Genomic DNA, 17,859 nt, shown 5'->3' with positions numbered 1-17,859 from the left:
GCGGCGGGTAACAAAGGGATGCGCAATGGTCACTGACCCGTTACATAGACCGGGCGTCATGTAACACGCGCTCAATTGGCGTGACGTGGCAGGCGCAGCGTTACCCGCAAGCCACCCTCGCGCAGGTTCTGCAAGGTCACTTCGCCACCGTGGCTGTGCGCCAGGCTGCGGGCGATACCCAGGCCCAGGCCATAACCCTGCTGCTGGCCGGACAGGCGAAAATGCGGCTCGAAGACCTGCTCCAGGCGCTGCTCGGGCACGCCGGGCCCTTCGTCATCGACATGCAGGACGAACGCCTCGCGATCATCCTCGATATGCAGGTGTGCGCGCTGGCCGTACTTCAGGGCGTTGTCCACCAGGTTGCCGATGCAGCGCCGCAGCGCCAGCGGCTTGCCAGGGTAACTGGCCAGCGCTTTGCCCTTCAGCGTGACCTGGCCATTGCCAAGGTAGGGCTCGACCAGGCCATGCAGCAGGTAGTTGAGGTCGACCTGCTCGATGTTCTCGTGGATATCCGTGTCCTTCACGCACTGCAGCGCGCCCTTGACCAGCAATTCCAGGTCATCCAGGTCGCGGCTGAACTTGGCCTGCAAGGCTTCATCTTCCAGCAGCTCGACGCGCAGGCGCAGGCGGGTGATGGGTGTGCGCAGGTCATGGGAAATCGCACTGAACAACTGGCTGCGCTCGCCCAGGTAGCGACTGATGCGGTCGCGCATGTTGTTGAAGGCCCGGCTGACCTCCACCACCTCGCTACCGCCCATTTCTGCCAGTGGCTCCACGGTGGCGCCCAGTGACATTTCCCTCGCCGCCGTCGCCAGGCGCTTGAGCGGACGGCTCTGCCAGTGCACGAGGATGCCAATGAACAGCAGCAGAAAACTGCTGGTGAGGATGATGAACCACACCTGCTGCGCCGGCAGGCCCTGGTCTTCCAGGCTGACGTAAGGCTCGGGCATCAATGAAGCGAGGTACAGCCATTCGTTCGGCGCGATCTGGATCTGCGTCACCAGCACCGGCGGATTCAACGGCTCCAGGCTCAGCGCATAGTGGGCCCAGGAGCGCGGCACCTCGTCGAGCTTGAGCTCGCCATTGAAGATACGCAGATCATCCGGGCTGACGAACTGCACCAGCAGGTCGACATTGCGCCCCAGGTTCTGCCGCAGCACCGCATCGACCTCAGCCAGCACCGCGTGCTTGCGCGGGGTTTCCGGCAGCACCTGCATCTCCAGCGGTTTGTCGTTGAGTGAAACGAAGAAGCGCGTACCACCCATGCTGCGCAACTGGTCCAGCACCATAGGCCGAAAACCCAGCGGTAACGAGCGGAAGTAACTGACGCTGGCGGACATCGAATGCGCCAGGCTGCGGGTACTGGTGAGTAAGCCTTCCATCTGGCTGGCGCGAAGTTGTGAAACCCAGATCAGGCTCGACAGCGCCTGAGCCACCAGCACCACCAGCAAGGTCAGCAGCAGCATGCGCCCGAGCAGCGAGCGCGGTACCGGCAACAGCCGGCGCAGCTTAGAGCGCAGCACCGGCATGCGGTGTGACGCTGGCCGCGAGCAGGTAGCCGGAGCCGCGCACGGTGCGGATCAACCGCGGCGCCTTGCCGGTATCGCGCAGGCGCTGGCGCAGGCGACTGACAGCCATGTCGACAATGCGCTCCAGTGGCATCACTTCGCGGCCACGGGTGGCATTGGCGATGGTGTCGCGATCGAGGATCTGCTGCGGGTGATCGAGAAACAGCTTGAGCAGGGCGAAGTCGGCTCCGGAGAGAATCACTTCCTCGCCATCGAGGTGGAACAGCCGGTGGCTGACCATGTCCAGGCGCCACTCATCGAAGGCCAGCACCTCGATCATCGTGCGCTCCTGGCCAAAGCCGGCGCGCCGCAGTAGCGCCTTGATCCGCGCCTGCAACTCGCGCGGGCTGAAGGGCTTGCCCAGGTAGTCGTCGGCCCCCAGCTCCAGGCCGATCACCCGGTCGGCTTCGTCGGAGCTGGCAGTAAGCATGATGATTGGCACCTGGGCGAAACGCTGGTGCTGGCGCATCCAGCGACACAGGCTGAAGCCGTCCTCGTCGGGCAGCATCACGTCGAGGATCACCAGATCGGCCAGGCCTTCGCCCAGGGCCTGGCGAAACGCGGCGCCATCGGCCACGGCCCGCACCTGAAAACCAGCGCGACTCAGATAGACCTGCAACAGGTCACGGATTTCCTCGTCGTCATCGACCAGGAGGATGGATCTTCCGGCTTGGCTCACGTCCGCCGTCCTTTCTTGTTGTGTGCTTGCCGGGAGCGGGCCCGCGCCCTTTCTACTGATGTTGTTCCAGCGCTACGCCGGCGCCTTCCAGGCCAGGATACTCGGCCGTCACCAGCCATACCGGTACGCCTTCGAAATAACCGCTCATGCAGCCCTTGCTGGAAAAGCTGCGAATAAAGCCGCTGGCCTGGAAGAAACTGGCGAAACGCGGCACCACGCCGCCAACTATATACACGCCGCCGCGCGCACCAAGGGTCAGCACGTTGTTGCCGGCCACACGACCGAGCCAGATGCAGAACTGGTCGAGCACCTGTGCCGCCAAGGCATCACCGGACAGCGCCGCAGCGCTGACCTGCGCCGGCGTGCTGAGGCTCGGCACCTGGCCATCCACCGTGCACATGGCCAAATACAGCTGCAGCAGACCGTTGCCGCTGAGTACATCTTCGGCGCGCACATGGCCAAGCTGATTGAACAGCTGCTGCCAGAGTTGTGCCTCGCGCGGGCTACCGATAGGCAGGTCGACGTGCCCGCCCTCGCCCGGCAGCGCCTGCCAGCGCCCCTCTGCTGGCGACAACAAGGTCCCGACACCCAACCCGGTGCCAGGGCCGATGACCACCGCAGGGCTACCTGGCTCGGCCACGCCCGGACAAATCTGCAACCGCTCGTGCTCGCGCACACGGGTCATGCCCAGGGCCATGGCAGTGAAGTCGTTGACCAGCAACAGTTCCTGCACCTGCAACGCCTGGCAGAAATGACTGCGACTCAGGCGCCAGTGATTATTGGTGAAACGAAAATGCTCACCGCCGACCGGCCCGGCCACCGCCAGACACACCGCGCCGATGCTACCCGGCGCCAGGCCAAGGTCGATCAAGTAGTGACTGATGGCCTGTTCCGGCGTGGCGAAGTCGGCCGTAGCCAGCACCCGCACGGACTCCAACTGCCCGTCACGCCACAGGGCGAAGCGCGCGTTGGTGCCGCCGATATCGCCCACCAAAGCCAATTTCACTGCAGATTCTCCAGGTTCGAGGTAAAGGCACTCGCGCCCCGCTCCGCCGAGCTGAACGCCGCACGCATGAAGGCAAACAGCTCACGCCCACAGCCCACGCCATGCCCGGCGGGCACGGTGGCGGATGCACGGGTGGCCAATTCGCTGGCTTCGACACGGATTTCCAGGGTGCCGGCCTGGCCATCGACGCGAATGATGTCACCGTCATGCACGCGCGCCAGTGGACCTCCGTCGTAGGCCTCGGGGCAGACGTGAATCGCGCCCGGAATCTTGCCAGAAGCACCGGACATGCGCCCGTCAGTTACCAGCGCCACCTTGAAGCCACGGTCCTGCAGCACGCCGAGGAACGGCGTCATCTTGTGCAGCTCAGGCATGCCATTGCAGCGCGGTCCCTGGAAGCGCACCACGGCAACGAAATCGCGCTCCAACTCGCCTGCCTTGAAGGCATCGACCAGCTCCTGCTGATCCTCGAATACCCTCGCGGGCGCTTCCACCACCTGATGCTCGGCGGCCACCGCAGACACCTTCATCACCCCACGCCCGAGGTTGCCGACCATCACCCGCAGGCCGCCCTCCGGTGAGAACGGACGCGACACCGGGCGCAGGATGCTGTCGTCGAGGCTGACTTGTGCCCCCTCGCGCCATACCAGGCGCCCGTCCTCGAGGAATGGCTCCTGGGTGTAGCGGCGCAGGCCACGGCCCATCACGGTGTTGACGTCCTCATGCAGCAGCCCGGCATCGAGCAGTTCGCGCACCATGAACGCCACGCCGCCGGCGGCATGGAAGTGATTGATGTCGGCCTTGCCGTTGGGATAGACGTGGGCCAGGGTCGGCACCACTTCGGAAAGGTCGGCCATGTCCTGCCAGGTCAGCTGGATACCGGCGGACTGCGCAATCGCCGGCATGTGCAGGGTGTGATTGGTCGAGCCGCCGGTGGCATGCAGGGCCACGATGGAGTTGACCAGTACGCGCTCGTCGATCAACTCGCCCAGCGGCAGGAAGTTGCCGCCCTGCTTGGTCAGACGGGTGACCTGGCGCGCCGCCTCGAGGGTCAGGGCATCGCGCAGCGGTGTGTTCGGGTTGACGAAGGAGGAGCCCGGCAGGTGCAGGCCCATCATCTCCATCAGCATCTGGTTGGTGTTGGCGGTGCCGTAGAAGGTGCAAGTGCCGGGGCTGTGATAGGCCTTCATTTCGGATTCGAGCAACTCGTCGCGGCCCGCCTTGCCTTCGGCATAGCGCTGGCGCACATCGGCCTTCTCCTTGTTCGACAACCCGGAGGGCATCGGCCCGGCGGGAATGAACAGGGATGGCAGGTGGCCAAAGCGCAGGGCGCCCATCATCAGGCCGGGGACGATCTTGTCGCAGACGCCAAGGAACACAGCGGCATCGAACATGTTGTGCGACAACGCCACGGCGGTGGACATGGCAATCACTTCGCGGCTGGCAATCCCCAGCTCCATGCCCGGCTCGCCCTGGGTGACCCCATCGCACATCGCAGGTACACCACCGGCCACCTGGCCGACCGAGCCGATATCACGCAGCGCCTGCTTGATCTGCTCCGGATACTTTTCATAGGGCTGGTGAGCAGAAAGCATGTCGTTGTAGGCGGTGACGATGGCCACGTTGGCCGAATCCATCAGGCGCAGGCGCTGCTTGTCTTCACTGCCGCAACCGGCCACCCCGTGGGCGAAGTTGGCACATTGCAACTTGCCGCGCACCGGGCCCTCACTGGCCGCCGCATGAATCATCGCCAGATAGCGCGCACGCGTGGCACGACTGCGCTCGATCAGACGCTCGGTGACTTCAAGGACACGGGGGTGCATGAGGGTGGCTCCGACTGAGATATCTTGTTTTTATACCAATCAAAAAACCATCAATCAAACAACAACTGAACAAAATTTAGATTTTGTTGTTGTTTAAACAACATTTTGCCACCCGATACGCGATCACAGGGGCATGAACAGGCAGATGTGATGTCGCTCGAACAATACGCGCACAGCAGAATGCTAGCGCCCTGCTCAGCCAGGCACTGGCAACAGGTCGGAAATACGCAGAATCAGGGGAGTAAACGAATAACCCTGAGTGGGTTATGGAGGCGACCCCACCAGCCACACCCCGGCACACAATGTTCCCGCCGTGGCTGCTCCCTTCCGGGCCTGACCAGGTTAACGGGTAATCGTTGCGGGGCGCATTGTAACTGGGCTGGCTGGGTTTTGCGGGGTTACTGGAGTGCTTTTCCAGTGAGAAATTACCAATCCCTCCGACACCAAAAACCGAGGTGTGGCTTCGACTGTCACACATCGCTGTCACACACAGGTGTCACACATGGCCTACATCATCAGGCGCGGAGCCTTCTACTACCTCAATCTCCGCCTCCCAAAGACCCACACACATCGGTGTCACACATTGCGCTTGAGCCTAGACATAAGGGATAGGCAATCCGCCATTTTCCTCGCCAGCTCTATTGCCCAAAAAGTCCACCTCCATCTCGCAGAACACCCGCTGGACGGGCCTTCGATACTCAGGAAGCACTGTGCCGCTTGGCTCCGGGACACCCCGCCGCCACCGATAAAAGCTGAGATGAATTCTCAGCACAGAATCAGCGAAGCCACACCCAAAGCCACAATAGAAGGCCCTCTTCTCAGCACCCTGGCCAAGCTCTACCTAGATGAGGGGACAAGGAGTGGCACTTGGAGAGTGGTAAGTGCTCAGGAAGTCGAAAGAGCACTCAAAGAACTGTTCGAGCTGATGGGCGACATGGATGCAGCCAGCTTCTCCAGTGAACACGCCAGAGCCCTCAAAGGACGATTGAGCCGGTGCCCGCAGTACTTTGGACTCAAACCAGAATTCGAGGGTATGACACTGCGACAGGTGATCGACTCAGGACGAGCGTACAAACCAATATCAGCAGTCACAGTCAACAACAGGCTACGAAAACTGACTGCTTTCTTTGGATGGTGCCAGACCAATGGATACCTCTCGACCAACCCCCTAACTGGCGTGAAGGTCATGACCGGCTCAGCCAAGGAAGCCCGGCTTTCATTCGACACTGACGACTTAGCCAAACTGCTTGATCTACCCACACTGCGACAGGAAGCAAAGAAACATCCCTGGCGCTTCTGGATACCTTTGCTGGGACGCACCACAGGCGCTCGCCTGGAAGAGCTATGCCAGCTCTATACCGATGACATCACCAGCGTGAACGGAATCCACTGCATCAGGATCGCTGACCAACACGAAGGTCAGCAGCTGAAAAACCCTGGAAGCCGCAGAGTGATTCCGCTTGCGCCATCTCTTCTGCAACTGGGCTTCTTGGACTACGTTGAAAAGGTGAGCGCCGTCGGAGCGCAGATGCTTTTCGCAGACCTCAAGGCCGTCAGAGGGAAATACGGCCACGCGCCAAGCAAATGGTTTGGCCGCTACAAACTCAAGCTAGGCATCAGCGACAGCAGAAAGACATTCCACAGCTTCCGACACACATTTATTGATGAGATGCGTGATTGTGGAGTACAGGATTCATTGGTGAAGCGAATGGTCGGCCATGAGGACAGCTCCACTACCTTCGGAATTTATGGCAGCAGAACTCCTATTGCAGCAATGCTGAAGGCCCTAGAGCAATTACCCCCACAGCAGCCCTAAGCTCCTATTTGTATAGACCAGTCGCCAAGGCGCTATCGACTAGCTCCGTTCGTAGGATCATCACCTGCGGCGGAGCCTCAATGCTCACACAAACCCTACCCCTCTGAATCTCTGTTACATGGATGGTGATGCCATCGCGTAGCAAGTTACGTAACAGCACCTCAGCATCGACGCCTGGATCAATTGTTAGTCGAATTTCCTCGCCTTCATGGCGAGTCAGACTGAGAAAACCCATAGCCATATTCCTTCAGAGGTGGAGTGCATCCTGCAAGTTGCAGCCTAAGCCACTAACATAAGCGGTCGCAAGCAAATCAAGGCAACCTGCTATCAACCAAATAGAACATTAGGAGCCATCATGGCCACCCCATTCTCACACCCCGAATTTCAGCACCACCCCTTTGAGGACGCACCGCTTAATCGAGACCTATATCTGATGGGTGAGCAGTGGATGCCCGAATACGAAGCAGCTGTTGTCGGCATGCTCAAGGGAAAAGCCTTTCAAACTGTCGGCTACATAAGCTATGCATCTATCCGGAGAGTCAATCCAAACTCGCTTGAAATATCGTGGTACCCAAACCTGAATGATCGATTTCACGAGGTGTCGATTTTACTCCCACGCGAAGCCTTCGTTATCTGTGTGGGCTGCCCTAATTATGACGAGCGTCCTCATATTTTCGTAAAGGACTCATGGCTTTCGAGCCTGCACCTACGTCCCTATTCAGCATTTGCTTTGATTGATGCAATCGGGGTCAGAACCGCTTTACGAGATGGCAGCCTCAACAGTGAAAGCCTGATGCGCCTTCGCTCTCGAATCGACGATATTGCATCCTCAGCCACTAGTGTCTCTTTTGTAAGCTTTGCTGACAGCCTACTACTGAAGAGCAATTGGTTCGTGGGTCAGTACGACAGCAACATCTCGTACTCATACGAACCAGAAGCTTTAATTCGCCTATTCCCGAGTATTGCCGATGCTTTTCAACGTGAATTAGGGATGGAGGTATACGCCGCAATCACCCAAGGAGTAAATGAGTACAACGACTCATCGCCACACCACATTTCGCCCTCAGGCAATCACATCTCACTGAACAGTTTGGGCTTACCATTTGCCCAGCTTCTTTCCATTGATGACGCGGCACGCACTGCAATTCGCGCAGGGAGGCACGAACCTAAAGAGCTTTACATAGACAAAAAACTTTTCCACTCACTGCACTTCCAGCATGATTTCGACAAAATCGCACAACCAAAAGCGCCGTACTCAGCACCAATGTTTTCGGATCTGGACGAGTACTATTATTTAGACTGTGACACTCTACTATCCAACCTGCAGCCGCAAAAATAACTTCGCCATAAAGTTCAAATAAAAGTTAACTCAAACATCACCCAGGCATTGACAATCAAGAACTTTGTGATATAGTATTCTTTATTGGTGGATTAAAATCCACCAACATCTCTTCTTTGCAAATTCGCATCAGTAATCCTCTCTGATGCTGCCGCCTCCGACAGGGCGTTAAATACGTCGAATTGGAAAATCCCAACAGCTGCCAAACAACCTAAGAGCACTTAGCTCTGTAGGTTGCTTTGCTATTTCCTCATCTGAATGCAGCAGAAGATGATTGCCTTAGCTCTTCCCCGGTCAACGCTAGAGCTAGGGCTTTTTTACGCCATTTAATTAATATCAGTCATACTAGGAGACCCTTATGACAACAAAGCGCAAGATCAGGAAAATCGAGTGCTCGCATTGTGGAAATAATTTTTACGCTAAAAGCACACTTGCCAAGTACTGTCGCGTCAGCTGCCAAACACAAGCGTGGAGACATGCCAGCAGGAGCCGCCAGGAACAGCTAGCACATGAGTACGAAGCAGAGTTAAGTGAGGTCACCAACAAAGACGCAGCCTGACATGACTCAACCGCACCGCCCTACAGAGAGTAGGACGCATAAAGAAACCTGCGCAGTGAAACGCAAAGGACTGATTAGGGATATAAAGGAAATGAAAAATTAATGTCAAACTGGTTAATGATCCACACACCGTCAAATCTAGTAATGGGAATTATTGCCTCTTCCAGGCAACCAAAGAGTACCCCCGATACGAAATTCATCACCGTCACTGATAAGCAACTGGATAAGTACTATCAGCTCCAAGAAAAATGCTCCGGTAAGCTTGTTGATTTTGGCGCCTTGTTGAAAGCCTCGCCCTCTCTTCTGGAGTTATATACCGGTAAAGCGTGGGAAGTTTTTCAACAAGGCGTTACAGCTCGCAAGCGGTCTACCGAATATCCGTGCCGAATCCGGCAACGTCGAGCAAAAATCCGCAAAGCTGCATAACGTATTTGCTGGCTTACAGAGCAACGAAAACAGCTAGCAGTACCTATGTACCGGGTACTGTATTTAGCCCCTCTGGAGGCCGCGTATTCCGTGGCTTCTAACCTTAAAAATACCTAGGTCTCGGGCCATTTTCGGCACGCAGACAAACTCATTCTCAAATTGGAGAAAATAATGGCTACACAAAAACAGAAATACGGCACCACTACGGGGGTGGCTGAGTTCTTTCCTCACCAACAAGCAGAACTAGATGCCTGCATCGAGCACGCAGTGCGGAGCTACAGTATCAGGACTGAATCGATGCACACCCCAGCTCTAGCAGCAAACGTTGAGTTCAAGCGGTATGGCCCTATTGCTGACTCACTCACCGAACTGAGCAACCTTATCGCAGAAGGATACTCAATCCATCCGACAGCCCACTGCACCCTACGCGGTATGGATATCTCGCTTCTCCTGATCAAATCCGAGCGCTTGCAGCAAGACGAATTGGCAGACATCAGAAAGGCCGCAGCACTGCAGTACGAAGAAGATCGCTTCAAGCGAAATAGTGCCGAGACTGATCGTCAGCTACAGCTTTCGTTGGAAATCGAGAAGAGACGCGTACTCCGCCAAGAAGAGCAGACTTTGCAAGCGCAGCTACAGCAGCAACGGCAAACTGCCCTTGATGAGCTTGTTTCCGCCTACCATCAAACAGCAGCTTGACGCAAGGTATCAACCTTGACAAATTAGCAGTTTTTTGATATAAACGTCGCCCCAGCCTGCTCAGGTTGGTTACAGCATATCCCCCATATTCAGACATGCCACTACTCAAGCCACTAGGCCGCTGAGCAGCACGGGCTTCTATTGTCTGAAATGGGGGCTTTTGCTTTCTAAACCGAGTCTGGCAACCAGCGAGGATTTGCCTATGAGCTGAAAATTACATGGAGAACCATAATGAAATACACCCCCGAAGCCATCCACCAAGCACTTGTAGAAAGAAAGGCCGCAGTCATTGGCGAATGCATTTTTCTCAAAGTCACAGGCGAAGTGATTGGTGAGTATGCTTGTTCGCAGTACACCTCCCCCCAATACGACTACCCGCCTCCTCACAGCGGTAGCTCTAGGAGCTTCATCGTAGATGACGAGGGATCTCCCCTAGCTCTCCCCGAGCCCCTACCCATAACTAGCCCACTCGCGGAAGTAATTTCAATATCGTCCGCCGCAAACGTACCTGCAGGAAGCAATGCGGGTCGAATCGCCAGAGCGGTAAGCAATCCATTGTTCCACGCTCTCCAAGCACTCCGTATCGAAGGAATACCGACCCCTTGGTTAGATGACATTATTTTTGGTGCAATTTGCGGTGGCCCCGGCATCATCAACGGAAACCTCAGCGTCGCTTACGCAGATGTTAAAAAGCTCCTGAGCCTTCCGGAAATTTCAGTCCGCATGGCCGCAGAATACCTTCTGAATCATGACCATGAACCAATGAGCACTAGACAGCTCCAGAGGGTTGTCAAAGCCGCGAGATTTGCCCTTAGAGGCGTAGCCCTGCACCTAGAGCGTCATCCAAGGATTTTAGATTCCATAGGAATGATGATCGACTTCGATCCGCTTTGGCCAACAGCTAGCGCAAGCGCTGATGCGATTGATGCTCCTCTTAAGCCAGACGCAGACCGACGACTACAAGCTCTTGAGATGAGGTCACAGGGAATACCAATCAAGGAAACCGCTAGAAGACTAGGAGCCTCCAAGAACACCATCAAACGATGGGAGCAGGAGGCACTAGCAGCGTAACCCATCCCTCCCGATACCTGGGGGGGTCAATAAGAGAAATTAGCGACAGATATAGTAAGAGCAGTATCGACTGCTACAGAGCGACAAGCTCGCCATAAAGATTAATGAGACGATAATCGTCTCAATATATCTATGCTGGTGACGTTAACGTCACGACTTCAGGTAGTCGTAAAATTCAAAGCATACTGAATGCTGCAAGGCAGGCATGCTGAGACTTGAAGTCATCACGGTTACCGTGACATATCAGGTACACGAAGACTGGGCTGCTGCTTGCAGCATAGTGGCAGCCTTATATCCCAGCCTAAATAATATACGCGTACGCGTATGCTTATATAAAAAATCACGGCTACCGTGAGCAATTGAAACCTTAACATTTGGCTGCTGCTTGCAGCATAGTGGCAGCCTTATATCTAGACTGTACCCCCCATCACGCATCGCGTGAGGATTGATAGCCGTCACGCACTGCGTGACATTCTATAACCTGTAGCATTTCACTCAGACATGCCACTCCAATTTCTTAACTTGTAAACTCACAACTCACTCAACCCTAGTGAGCCTGAGACTACCATCGGATGGTAATAGAATACGGTACACCTGCTTGGCACCACCAGAAATAGAGCTTTCTTGTGAGGTGGCAATATTGGGGCATGGCCCCACACCAGTTTCTAGCCTGTAGAAATGCTGACCAGCCGGAACATGAATAACAGCCTGCTCTCCATTGCGTATAGAAAAGACCTTTATGTTATCGACATAAATGTTATGACTACACCCTGCCCCGAATAACCCAGAATCCCTTAGAAAGACAACAGTAGCGCCAGCAACATTAGAAGCAGTGCCAAAATAGGAGGGTTGGTATATCCGCTCAGACGGGACAGGTACTGCTGTCTGCTCTGTTACAGGAGCAGTAGAGCATGCTGAAACCAGAGCAACCGCTATCAAACCTAGTAATTTCTGCAAACTCATACCCTCTCCTTAGATGCTAGCGCGGAAGTCCTTAAATAAACGGACCAAATGTCACGATTAGTGTGTGTACGATTAGAGCACATGCCCAGACCATTGGGTAATGCCAGCACCTGCAAAATCCCTGTCCCTACGCCGCGCCTTCGGCAATCGAGTGCGTGAGCTTCGCCTAGCGCAAGACATCACTCAGGAAGCGTTTGCAGATAAGTGTGGTTTTGCCCGGACCTACATGTCTCGAATAGAAACAGGCCGAGCCAACCCCTCGCTTGATGCCATCAAGGTTCTCTCTGTAGCCCTGGGCATCAGCGTCGCCTCTCTGTTTGAGGGGCTCTGAAGTCTCCCGCTGGGACACCCGCTACACCGGGTTATAAAATTGCAGAAGCTGTTTCTAAATCTATGAAGAACTGATCAGGTCTACGGGCCAGATCATGAGCCTGACTCCGCAACCTCCCCTACAGGCCCCTATTTTCGGGGCACTCAACAATGCAGGGCTTAGCCACCCCTTCGCTTTCTCCAACCGCCAGCCCCTCAACCCTGAAGGGCCATTTGTCCGCCCTAACCGACCGCTACCCTTCTAAGGTTTCGGTATCAAATACGGTCGTTTACGACACCGGAAAATCCAACGCCAAAACCGGTGTCATAAATTACCCTTTACACTTTAGACACCACAACATATAATGACTCCACGTTATTGATACCTAGTAGGAGTCATTTAGGATGAGTCGCACATTTCTCTACGCACGCGTTAGCACCACCGATCAGACCACCTCCAACCAAGTTCTAGAGGTCAAGTCTGCGGGCTTTGATGTGCAATCTCAGCGCGTGGTCGAGGAAACCGTATCCGGCTCTGTAGCGGCGAGTGAGCGCAAAGGCTTCCAGAAGCTTCTGGAGCGTATGGAGAGTGGAGACGTATTGATTGTGACCAAGCTAGACCGCTTAGGCCGCAATGCTATGGACGTACGATCAACAGTTGAGTTGCTGGACACCAGAGGTATCCGGGTTCACTGCCTTGCCCTCGGAGGGGTCGATCTAACCAGTGCCGCAGGCAAGATGACTATGCAAGTACTGTCGGCAGTTGCAGAGTTTGAGAGAGACTTACTGATTGAGCGCACACAGGCAGGACTCAGCCGTGCAAAGAGCGAAGGCAAGAACCTGGGGCGACCAATGAAAGCATCTGCTGATCAGGTTCAGGTGCTCAAAGCCGAAGGTAAAAGCCAATCCCAGGTATCGACAGAACTTCAGATCAGCCTTGCCACAGTAAAGCGGCGCTGGAACGCCTGAGCCCTCCTCCGCCGACCAAGCCACGATATTTGCGGATTCTGGACGACTATGGAAGTACGCCTCAGCTAGGTGTTAAGGACCTCGCTCATAGTACCGGGATTTAGTTATCCACCCTCAGAGCTACTGCAGGTCCTTATCGTATAGCTGAAGACTTGCCCCCACCCAACTAACGCTGATCGTCGTGCTTGCGTATTCCCATCGCGACTGTAGGCACACGCTTCGCCGATACTTCTACTTCAACATCTGCTTATATTTGATCTGCCAGTAACTAATCTTCCCTTGCTCTTATGCGCCATAATGACATCTTCATCTAACTAGAGCAGACAACAACTCAGAACCTAAACCTACATAGATTAATGACAAAGCAAGTGAAACTAACGCAAGACCCAGACAGCAACGATATATAAACTCCCCTCTCTTAACACGCTCCCATTCATTTTTTAAAACCACCTTAGCTGCGGGGCGAATAGAATCAATTAACACCTGCAACTCTTCACAATTTGCTACTTCTCGATTAAAAAAATTCTCCACATCCTCCAGCGCACGGATTAAATCCGCACCATCTTTATCTGCAGGGTTGAGCCTCATATGAGCACTACTCATTGCAACATTAACCGAAGCAATATATGGGCTCACATCATTAGCCGTAACACTATCCCCATCAGCCTTCCGCATCAAGGCAGAGTGCAATAAAATAAGATTAGAGATTGTATTTGCCACCTCCTCTCTTAACGAGTCAATCCAAGTCTGCCGAAACTCCGAAACCTTCTGCTCCTTAGCTATCACCAACGACAAAAATGCAATTGCGGCTGCTATTACTGCAGCCCATATAGTCGAATCCATTAGCTCTACTCGTTTTGCGGGTACACTCTATACATGTAGCACACCCTGGTACGTGCCATGCTGCCAGCACCCACAGAACAACTGAAGACAGCAGGTGACATTGCCGAACTCTGCAATTGGGTGTAGACACGGTTTAGCGTATCAAAACAGTCATTTTGAACTCGGCTGTTTACAGTCTAAGCCCCGATCCTGCCTACCAAGCCACAATATTTTAAAATCGAAGCCTGCTGCGTGCCCTGCCTGCCCTAGATTGGGTTAAGAACCGCTCCCTGAAAATGGAGTGGGTGCATTGAATTTTGCACGCTCATAAGCGCCACATGTCCCTACAAAAGGGCATTTGAATTGAAGATCGCCATCAAACCAAACATGTGACATGCAAATTCCACTATTAAAATCCATTGGAAACTCCAAAGCTAGCTTCCTCAAATACCCTCTTCCTTTAAAGAAGCCACATAGCTGATCAATTTCAACAGGCTGTAGTTTTGAATTTAGGAAGTGAAAAACAGATCCTAGAAATTCATTGACAGAATTAATTAAAATCTTAATTCGCCCCAGAACATCGTCTATGATGAGCGGCTCTCCGTTGCGCCTAATACCGACATGCATATAGGTAACTAGCCGAGTCTTTTGATCGAGATGACAGTTTCCAATATCTGAGTGCGTTAACTCATCGCGAATTGCTAAAAGTTCTCCATACCAGTCTGATGACGAAATAGCCAATTTTAATTCAGTCGGGAAATCGTCCCCGAGGATATTGTTATTTACTCGATCAAAGAGCTGTCGTGTTGAGTTCGGCAACCTTCTAGTTTTGCGATAAATATTCGCAATGATTTTTCTGGTGCAATCAATTGATGAGTATAGCTCTGTAAATACCTCCTCTAAAACTGCAGAAAATTCTCTTGAATTTGCCGCGCCCGTATAACCTTTATTCAGCAATTCCTCTTCATCTAAATTAAGATTGGGTAAAAGCTTAAGCGCGAGTTCATATAGCGTCAAAGCTTTCTGAAAATGATTTGTTATACCTGAAATTGCCTTCTTGGTATCAGAATTGAACGAATGCGTGCCTATATGGAAGTGACGAAAAATATCAACCTGCCCCCATTGCTCTGGAGCGAAGACCCTGACGCTTGCAATAGTCATCATTTATACCATAAATACAGCAGAGCCCTGATCAGCCACAATGCAAGCCGCTATCTGTCAACCTCACAGGCAGGGCCTGCACAGCCTAAAATACATTATAAATACTAGTTTCAACTCTCGAGTTGTGCTGATAGTTGCTGCGACAGGCCAAATCGGCAAAGTGCTTTTCACACACAACAATATCTGCATAACACATGGCTGGACCTAAACCAGCCCAATCCTCCAAATCACTATGCTTAGGTTTATAATTTGGATTTTGGAGCACTTGTCGATGAAGATGGATATCTAGTTTTCGAGTAGGCATGGAGTCCATAAAAGACTTAATACCATCAACACCCCAAGTCTCAATTTCAGAAACTGGAATCTTGTACTTACTCATAACAATATGCAGCGGCTCAACAATGTCAGCCATAGATATTGCATACATCCAGTCTTCCCATTTATCTCTTTCAAGGTCGCCCTTCATTTTGTGAATTGAGCGCAAATGGTTGGCAAAATTATCGCGACACTCAGAACTTGCTCCCCACTGAATAGGAGGGGTGTTCTTCATACCGCATAGCATCGCTTTATCGATTTCCTTCGAAAACATAGCAGTAATTGGGTGATCTAGTTGCTCACCGAAAGCATGGGCAATACCCTGACCTAAGTACGATGGTTTCTCGGGCGTTATGGCGTAACCTTTACTGGCGAATGCCACCTCTAACTCCCAGCACAGCATTATCTTTAAGGGAGTTGTAGTGATGCCGGCTGAATACTCCCACATCACCTTACCCAAACGAGCCCTGCGCTCAGGGTCTTTTATACGGGAAAATTCCATTATATGAATGGCTGATAATGGAAATACAAACCCGCTTTGGCGTGCTGCATCAATTTCAGCAAGCAACTGACGAGCACGATCTGATGACTCTTTCCCATTCTTGATGCGAGCGAGTTCAATCCATTTATTCTGATCGAGATATACTACAGTCAAATGATATCCTTGATTCTAAGGATTACAGGCACCAATAGCCTGCTGACGCAGAGTGGGGTTCTGCACGCTCAACGCAGACTTTACACAGGCATCCGTTACACTCTCACCAGTAGTGGAATACTGATTAGGTATTTGAACCACCTGATCCATTGATCTATCCCACTCTTCGAGTGCAGCAACTCGTACCGCATGATTAGCTCTGAATAGTTCAACGCCATGTGGGCCGCCACCTCCACCACTACGCACTTGCGTCTTACGGTAGCTTTTTGCGTCTGCAACATGCTGCCCATCTACATTGTAGAACTGAGTCGTATAGCTAGCAGTAGCGTCATTAACTCCCCAGCCGGTGGTCAGGTAAATAGCATCCACAACAACTAAATAGTCATACTTATATTTACTGAGCTCACTTGTACTAGACACTAATTTAACGGAACCAAATTTAGTTTTGAGTTTTTTCGCAATCCAACCAAGAGAAAAATTGGGATCAAGCACCTCGGCGTAGGCATCAAGATTGGCCCCTTGCCCTACTGCTCGCAAAACAACGCTATCTTCTTTCTCAGCCTTTCGCGCCTTCAAATACTCAACATTCGCTTTAGTATTTTCACTTACAAGCACAACAGCAATTTTATCTTTACCACCATTCACCACATTGGAAGAAGCCTGCTGTGGTGTATTTGCAAATATTCCATCTGTAATAGACCTCTGTACGGGGGGCGCAGTACCACAGCCCGCCATGCCTGCAACAAAAATCGAGAGCCCTAGCAAACGCCACGACATTGTATTCACGCCGATCATTTACAATTCTCCACTTTGCTTTGTATGCATGCCCGCCGTAACACCTCGGGATCAATAGGAGCTACGTGCAATTGCGTAGAATTCCCCGCAGCACTCTTTGGAGCTTGCGAGGCAGTCTGCTGAGACTGAACAGCAGACTGTATTTGCTGAGCACCAGCTGCAACCCCCATAAAGGTCTCCACACTAGGCATCAAATTATTTGATTGAATTTCGTCAAGCTTCTGAGCAGTCGCATCCGCATCAAACTGACTATCAGAGCTCAGCGCCTCTCCAAATATTTCCTCAGCTGAAGACTGTGGAGGAACAGGCTTATCTGCATCTTTCTGACATATGACACACTTCAATAATTTAACTCTTGCGTCATTTAAAGGCTCTTCAGAAGTACCTTGAATTCTGTCTTCACCAGAACCACGCGCCATTACCGTGAAGTAAGGGGTATTATCAACCGTATATTCAACCTTAGCGCAGCTCTGTGCTGAGGAAGAAATCTGTAGGTCGGCGCCATAAAGGCCCTTGCCTGTACCTGTCGGTATTACGGTAATACTTGCCGTGCACGCCCCCTGAGGCACCGTACAGTCACACTCATTTGCGTACAGCGGGGATATAGATAGAGGTATTGTCGCGGCGAAAACTACTGATAGCCGTTTCATGGTGGCTCCCCATAAGCATCAAGCATAAAAAACTAGCAATGTGCTATCAGTTTGTCCATTGCCTCAGGTATGCCGCTCAACGGCCGAAGCTACGAGGTGTCGGCAACAACCCAGCATCAAAGGGTCGTCGCCAAAAGACATATCTCAAGCAGGCATCTACCGATGCGGAGAAAAGTGCTTAGGCAATGCCAGAACAGGCAGGAGATAGGCTAGATATCGTACGGAAGAAAACCT

The 17,859-nt window shown here is 53.0% G+C and carries 18 protein-coding genes and 1 other RNA gene; 7 read left to right on the top strand and 12 right to left on the bottom strand.

Annotated features, from left to right (window positions below):
* Nucleotides 1-71: 71 nt before the first annotated feature.
* The 5 genes from H3H51_RS13115 to ffs all read right to left on the bottom strand — a co-directional run bounded on the left by H3H51_RS13115 (nucleotide 72) and on the right by ffs (nucleotide 5,444).
* On the bottom strand, nucleotides 72-1,529 hold the full coding sequence (locus tag H3H51_RS13115; protein ID WP_183089504.1) for an ATP-binding protein: 1,458 nt from the start codon (nucleotides 1,527-1,529) through the stop codon (nucleotides 72-74).
* Nucleotides 1,510-2,247 (bottom strand): response regulator, encoded by a 738-nt coding sequence (locus tag H3H51_RS13110; RefSeq protein ID WP_183089503.1) that lies wholly within the window; start codon nucleotides 2,245-2,247, stop codon nucleotides 1,510-1,512. The genes H3H51_RS13115 and H3H51_RS13110 overlap by 20 nt, the downstream gene beginning before the upstream one ends.
* A gap of 52 nt (nucleotides 2,248-2,299) precedes the next feature.
* Nucleotides 2,300-3,253 (bottom strand): glucokinase, encoded by a 954-nt coding sequence (locus tag H3H51_RS13105; protein ID WP_183089502.1) that lies wholly within the window; start codon nucleotides 3,251-3,253, stop codon nucleotides 2,300-2,302.
* Nucleotides 3,250-5,076, bottom strand: a complete 1,827-nt coding sequence (gene edd, locus H3H51_RS13100) for a phosphogluconate dehydratase (protein WP_183089501.1) — start codon at nucleotides 5,074-5,076, stop codon at nucleotides 3,250-3,252. Before edd ends, H3H51_RS13105 begins: the two co-directional genes overlap by 4 nt.
* A gap of 283 nt (nucleotides 5,077-5,359) precedes the next feature.
* Nucleotides 5,360-5,444, bottom strand: an RNA gene (gene ffs, locus H3H51_RS13095) — signal recognition particle sRNA small type.
* 134 nt (nucleotides 5,445-5,578) lie between these two features.
* Between ffs and H3H51_RS13090 the strand changes: the two genes are divergently transcribed.
* Complete coding sequence (locus tag H3H51_RS13090; protein WP_183089500.1) at nucleotides 5,579-6,892, top strand: site-specific integrase; 1,314 nt, start codon at nucleotides 5,579-5,581, stop codon at nucleotides 6,890-6,892.
* A gap of 4 nt (nucleotides 6,893-6,896) precedes the next feature.
* Here H3H51_RS13090 and H3H51_RS21375 read toward each other — a convergent pair whose 3' ends face one another.
* Nucleotides 6,897-7,127 (bottom strand): carbon storage regulator, encoded by a 231-nt coding sequence (locus tag H3H51_RS21375; RefSeq protein ID WP_183089499.1) that lies wholly within the window; start codon nucleotides 7,125-7,127, stop codon nucleotides 6,897-6,899.
* A 120-nt stretch (nucleotides 7,128-7,247) separates the two neighbouring features.
* Between H3H51_RS21375 and H3H51_RS13080 the strand changes: the two genes are divergently transcribed.
* The 4 genes from H3H51_RS13080 (at nucleotide 7,248) to H3H51_RS13065 (ending at nucleotide 10,986) form a co-directional block, all read left to right on the top strand.
* Nucleotides 7,248-8,231, top strand: a complete 984-nt coding sequence (locus H3H51_RS13080) for an RNA-binding protein (protein WP_183089498.1) — start codon at nucleotides 7,248-7,250, stop codon at nucleotides 8,229-8,231.
* 661 nt (nucleotides 8,232-8,892) lie between these two features.
* Nucleotides 8,893-9,216 carry a hypothetical protein gene (locus H3H51_RS13075; RefSeq protein WP_183089497.1) on the top strand — a complete coding sequence of 108 codons (324 nt, stop codon included), beginning with the start codon at nucleotides 8,893-8,895 and terminating at the stop codon, nucleotides 9,214-9,216.
* A 171-nt stretch (nucleotides 9,217-9,387) separates the two neighbouring features.
* Complete coding sequence (locus H3H51_RS13070; RefSeq protein ID WP_183089496.1) at nucleotides 9,388-9,915, top strand: hypothetical protein; 528 nt, start codon at nucleotides 9,388-9,390, stop codon at nucleotides 9,913-9,915.
* Between the two features lie 231 nt (nucleotides 9,916-10,146).
* The gene (locus H3H51_RS13065; RefSeq protein ID WP_183089495.1) at nucleotides 10,147-10,986 is read left to right on the top strand and encodes a helix-turn-helix domain-containing protein; all 840 of its coding nucleotides are present in this window, start codon (nucleotides 10,147-10,149) and stop codon (nucleotides 10,984-10,986) included.
* A gap of 537 nt (nucleotides 10,987-11,523) precedes the next feature.
* Here the strand turns inward: H3H51_RS13065 and H3H51_RS13060 are convergent.
* Nucleotides 11,524-11,949, bottom strand: a complete 426-nt coding sequence (locus tag H3H51_RS13060) for a hypothetical protein (RefSeq protein ID WP_183089494.1) — start codon at nucleotides 11,947-11,949, stop codon at nucleotides 11,524-11,526.
* Between the two features lie 100 nt (nucleotides 11,950-12,049).
* Between H3H51_RS13060 and H3H51_RS13055 the strand changes: the two genes are divergently transcribed.
* Nucleotides 12,050-12,280, top strand: coding sequence for a helix-turn-helix domain-containing protein (locus tag H3H51_RS13055; protein WP_183089493.1), 231 nt, complete (start codon nucleotides 12,050-12,052; stop codon nucleotides 12,278-12,280).
* 383 nt (nucleotides 12,281-12,663) lie between these two features.
* A complete protein-coding gene (locus H3H51_RS13050; protein WP_183089492.1) occupies nucleotides 12,664-13,227 on the top strand; it encodes a recombinase family protein in 564 nt (187 codons plus the stop codon).
* A gap of 306 nt (nucleotides 13,228-13,533) precedes the next feature.
* Here H3H51_RS13050 and H3H51_RS13045 read toward each other — a convergent pair whose 3' ends face one another.
* The 5 genes from H3H51_RS13045 to H3H51_RS13025 all read right to left on the bottom strand — a co-directional run bounded on the left by H3H51_RS13045 (nucleotide 13,534) and on the right by H3H51_RS13025 (nucleotide 17,625).
* The gene (locus H3H51_RS13045; RefSeq protein ID WP_183089491.1) at nucleotides 13,534-14,070 is read right to left on the bottom strand and encodes a hypothetical protein; all 537 of its coding nucleotides are present in this window, start codon (nucleotides 14,068-14,070) and stop codon (nucleotides 13,534-13,536) included.
* Between the two features lie 255 nt (nucleotides 14,071-14,325).
* Complete coding sequence (locus H3H51_RS13040; protein ID WP_220790999.1) at nucleotides 14,326-15,210, bottom strand: hypothetical protein; 885 nt, start codon at nucleotides 15,208-15,210, stop codon at nucleotides 14,326-14,328.
* Between the two features lie 85 nt (nucleotides 15,211-15,295).
* Complete coding sequence (locus tag H3H51_RS13035) at nucleotides 15,296-16,180, bottom strand: hypothetical protein (RefSeq protein WP_183089489.1); 885 nt, start codon at nucleotides 16,178-16,180, stop codon at nucleotides 15,296-15,298.
* A gap of 15 nt (nucleotides 16,181-16,195) precedes the next feature.
* Nucleotides 16,196-16,975 carry a hypothetical protein gene (locus H3H51_RS13030; protein WP_183089488.1) on the bottom strand — a complete coding sequence of 260 codons (780 nt, stop codon included), beginning with the start codon at nucleotides 16,973-16,975 and terminating at the stop codon, nucleotides 16,196-16,198.
* Complete coding sequence (locus tag H3H51_RS13025; RefSeq protein WP_183089487.1) at nucleotides 16,972-17,625, bottom strand: hypothetical protein; 654 nt, start codon at nucleotides 17,623-17,625, stop codon at nucleotides 16,972-16,974. The genes H3H51_RS13030 and H3H51_RS13025 overlap by 4 nt, the downstream gene beginning before the upstream one ends.
* Between the last annotated feature and the right edge of the window lie 234 nt (nucleotides 17,626-17,859).

It is taken from the genome of Aquipseudomonas ullengensis (assembly GCF_014174475.1).
Lineage (GTDB): Bacteria > Pseudomonadota > Gammaproteobacteria > Pseudomonadales > Pseudomonadaceae > Aquipseudomonas > Aquipseudomonas ullengensis.
This window is presented reverse-complemented; position numbering and strand designations above follow the sequence as displayed.

Excerpts from the sequence above, each read along its gene's own strand:
- H3H51_RS13065 (WP_183089495.1), top strand. The coding sequence starts at position 10,147 with ATGAAATACACCCCCGAAGCCATCCACCAAGCACTTGTAGAAAGAAAG.
- H3H51_RS13055 (WP_183089493.1), top strand. The coding sequence starts at position 12,050 with ATGCCAGCACCTGCAAAATCCCTGTCCCTACGCCGCGCCTTCGGCAAT.
- H3H51_RS13090 (WP_183089500.1), top strand. The coding sequence starts at position 5,579 with ATGGCCTACATCATCAGGCGCGGAGCCTTCTACTACCTCAATCTCCGC.
- H3H51_RS13060 (WP_183089494.1), bottom strand. The coding sequence starts at position 11,949 with ATGAGTTTGCAGAAATTACTAGGTTTGATAGCGGTTGCTCTGGTTTCA.
- H3H51_RS13040 (WP_220790999.1), bottom strand. The coding sequence starts at position 15,210 with ATGACTATTGCAAGCGTCAGGGTCTTCGCTCCAGAGCAATGGGGGCAG.
- H3H51_RS13075 (WP_183089497.1), top strand. The coding sequence starts at position 8,893 with ATGTCAAACTGGTTAATGATCCACACACCGTCAAATCTAGTAATGGGA.
- H3H51_RS13045 (WP_183089491.1), bottom strand. The coding sequence starts at position 14,070 with ATGGATTCGACTATATGGGCTGCAGTAATAGCAGCCGCAATTGCATTT.
- H3H51_RS13025 (WP_183089487.1), bottom strand. The coding sequence starts at position 17,625 with ATGAAACGGCTATCAGTAGTTTTCGCCGCGACAATACCTCTATCTATA.
- H3H51_RS13115 (WP_183089504.1), bottom strand. The coding sequence starts at position 1,529 with ATGCCGGTGCTGCGCTCTAAGCTGCGCCGGCTGTTGCCGGTACCGCGC.
- H3H51_RS13070 (WP_183089496.1), top strand. The coding sequence starts at position 9,388 with ATGGCTACACAAAAACAGAAATACGGCACCACTACGGGGGTGGCTGAG.
- edd (WP_183089501.1), bottom strand. The coding sequence starts at position 5,076 with ATGCACCCCCGTGTCCTTGAAGTCACCGAGCGTCTGATCGAGCGCAGT.
- H3H51_RS21375 (WP_183089499.1), bottom strand. The coding sequence starts at position 7,127 with ATGGGTTTTCTCAGTCTGACTCGCCATGAAGGCGAGGAAATTCGACTA.
- H3H51_RS13030 (WP_183089488.1), bottom strand. The coding sequence starts at position 16,975 with ATGATCGGCGTGAATACAATGTCGTGGCGTTTGCTAGGGCTCTCGATT.
- H3H51_RS13050 (WP_183089492.1), top strand. The coding sequence starts at position 12,664 with ATGAGTCGCACATTTCTCTACGCACGCGTTAGCACCACCGATCAGACC.
- H3H51_RS13080 (WP_183089498.1), top strand. The coding sequence starts at position 7,248 with ATGGCCACCCCATTCTCACACCCCGAATTTCAGCACCACCCCTTTGAG.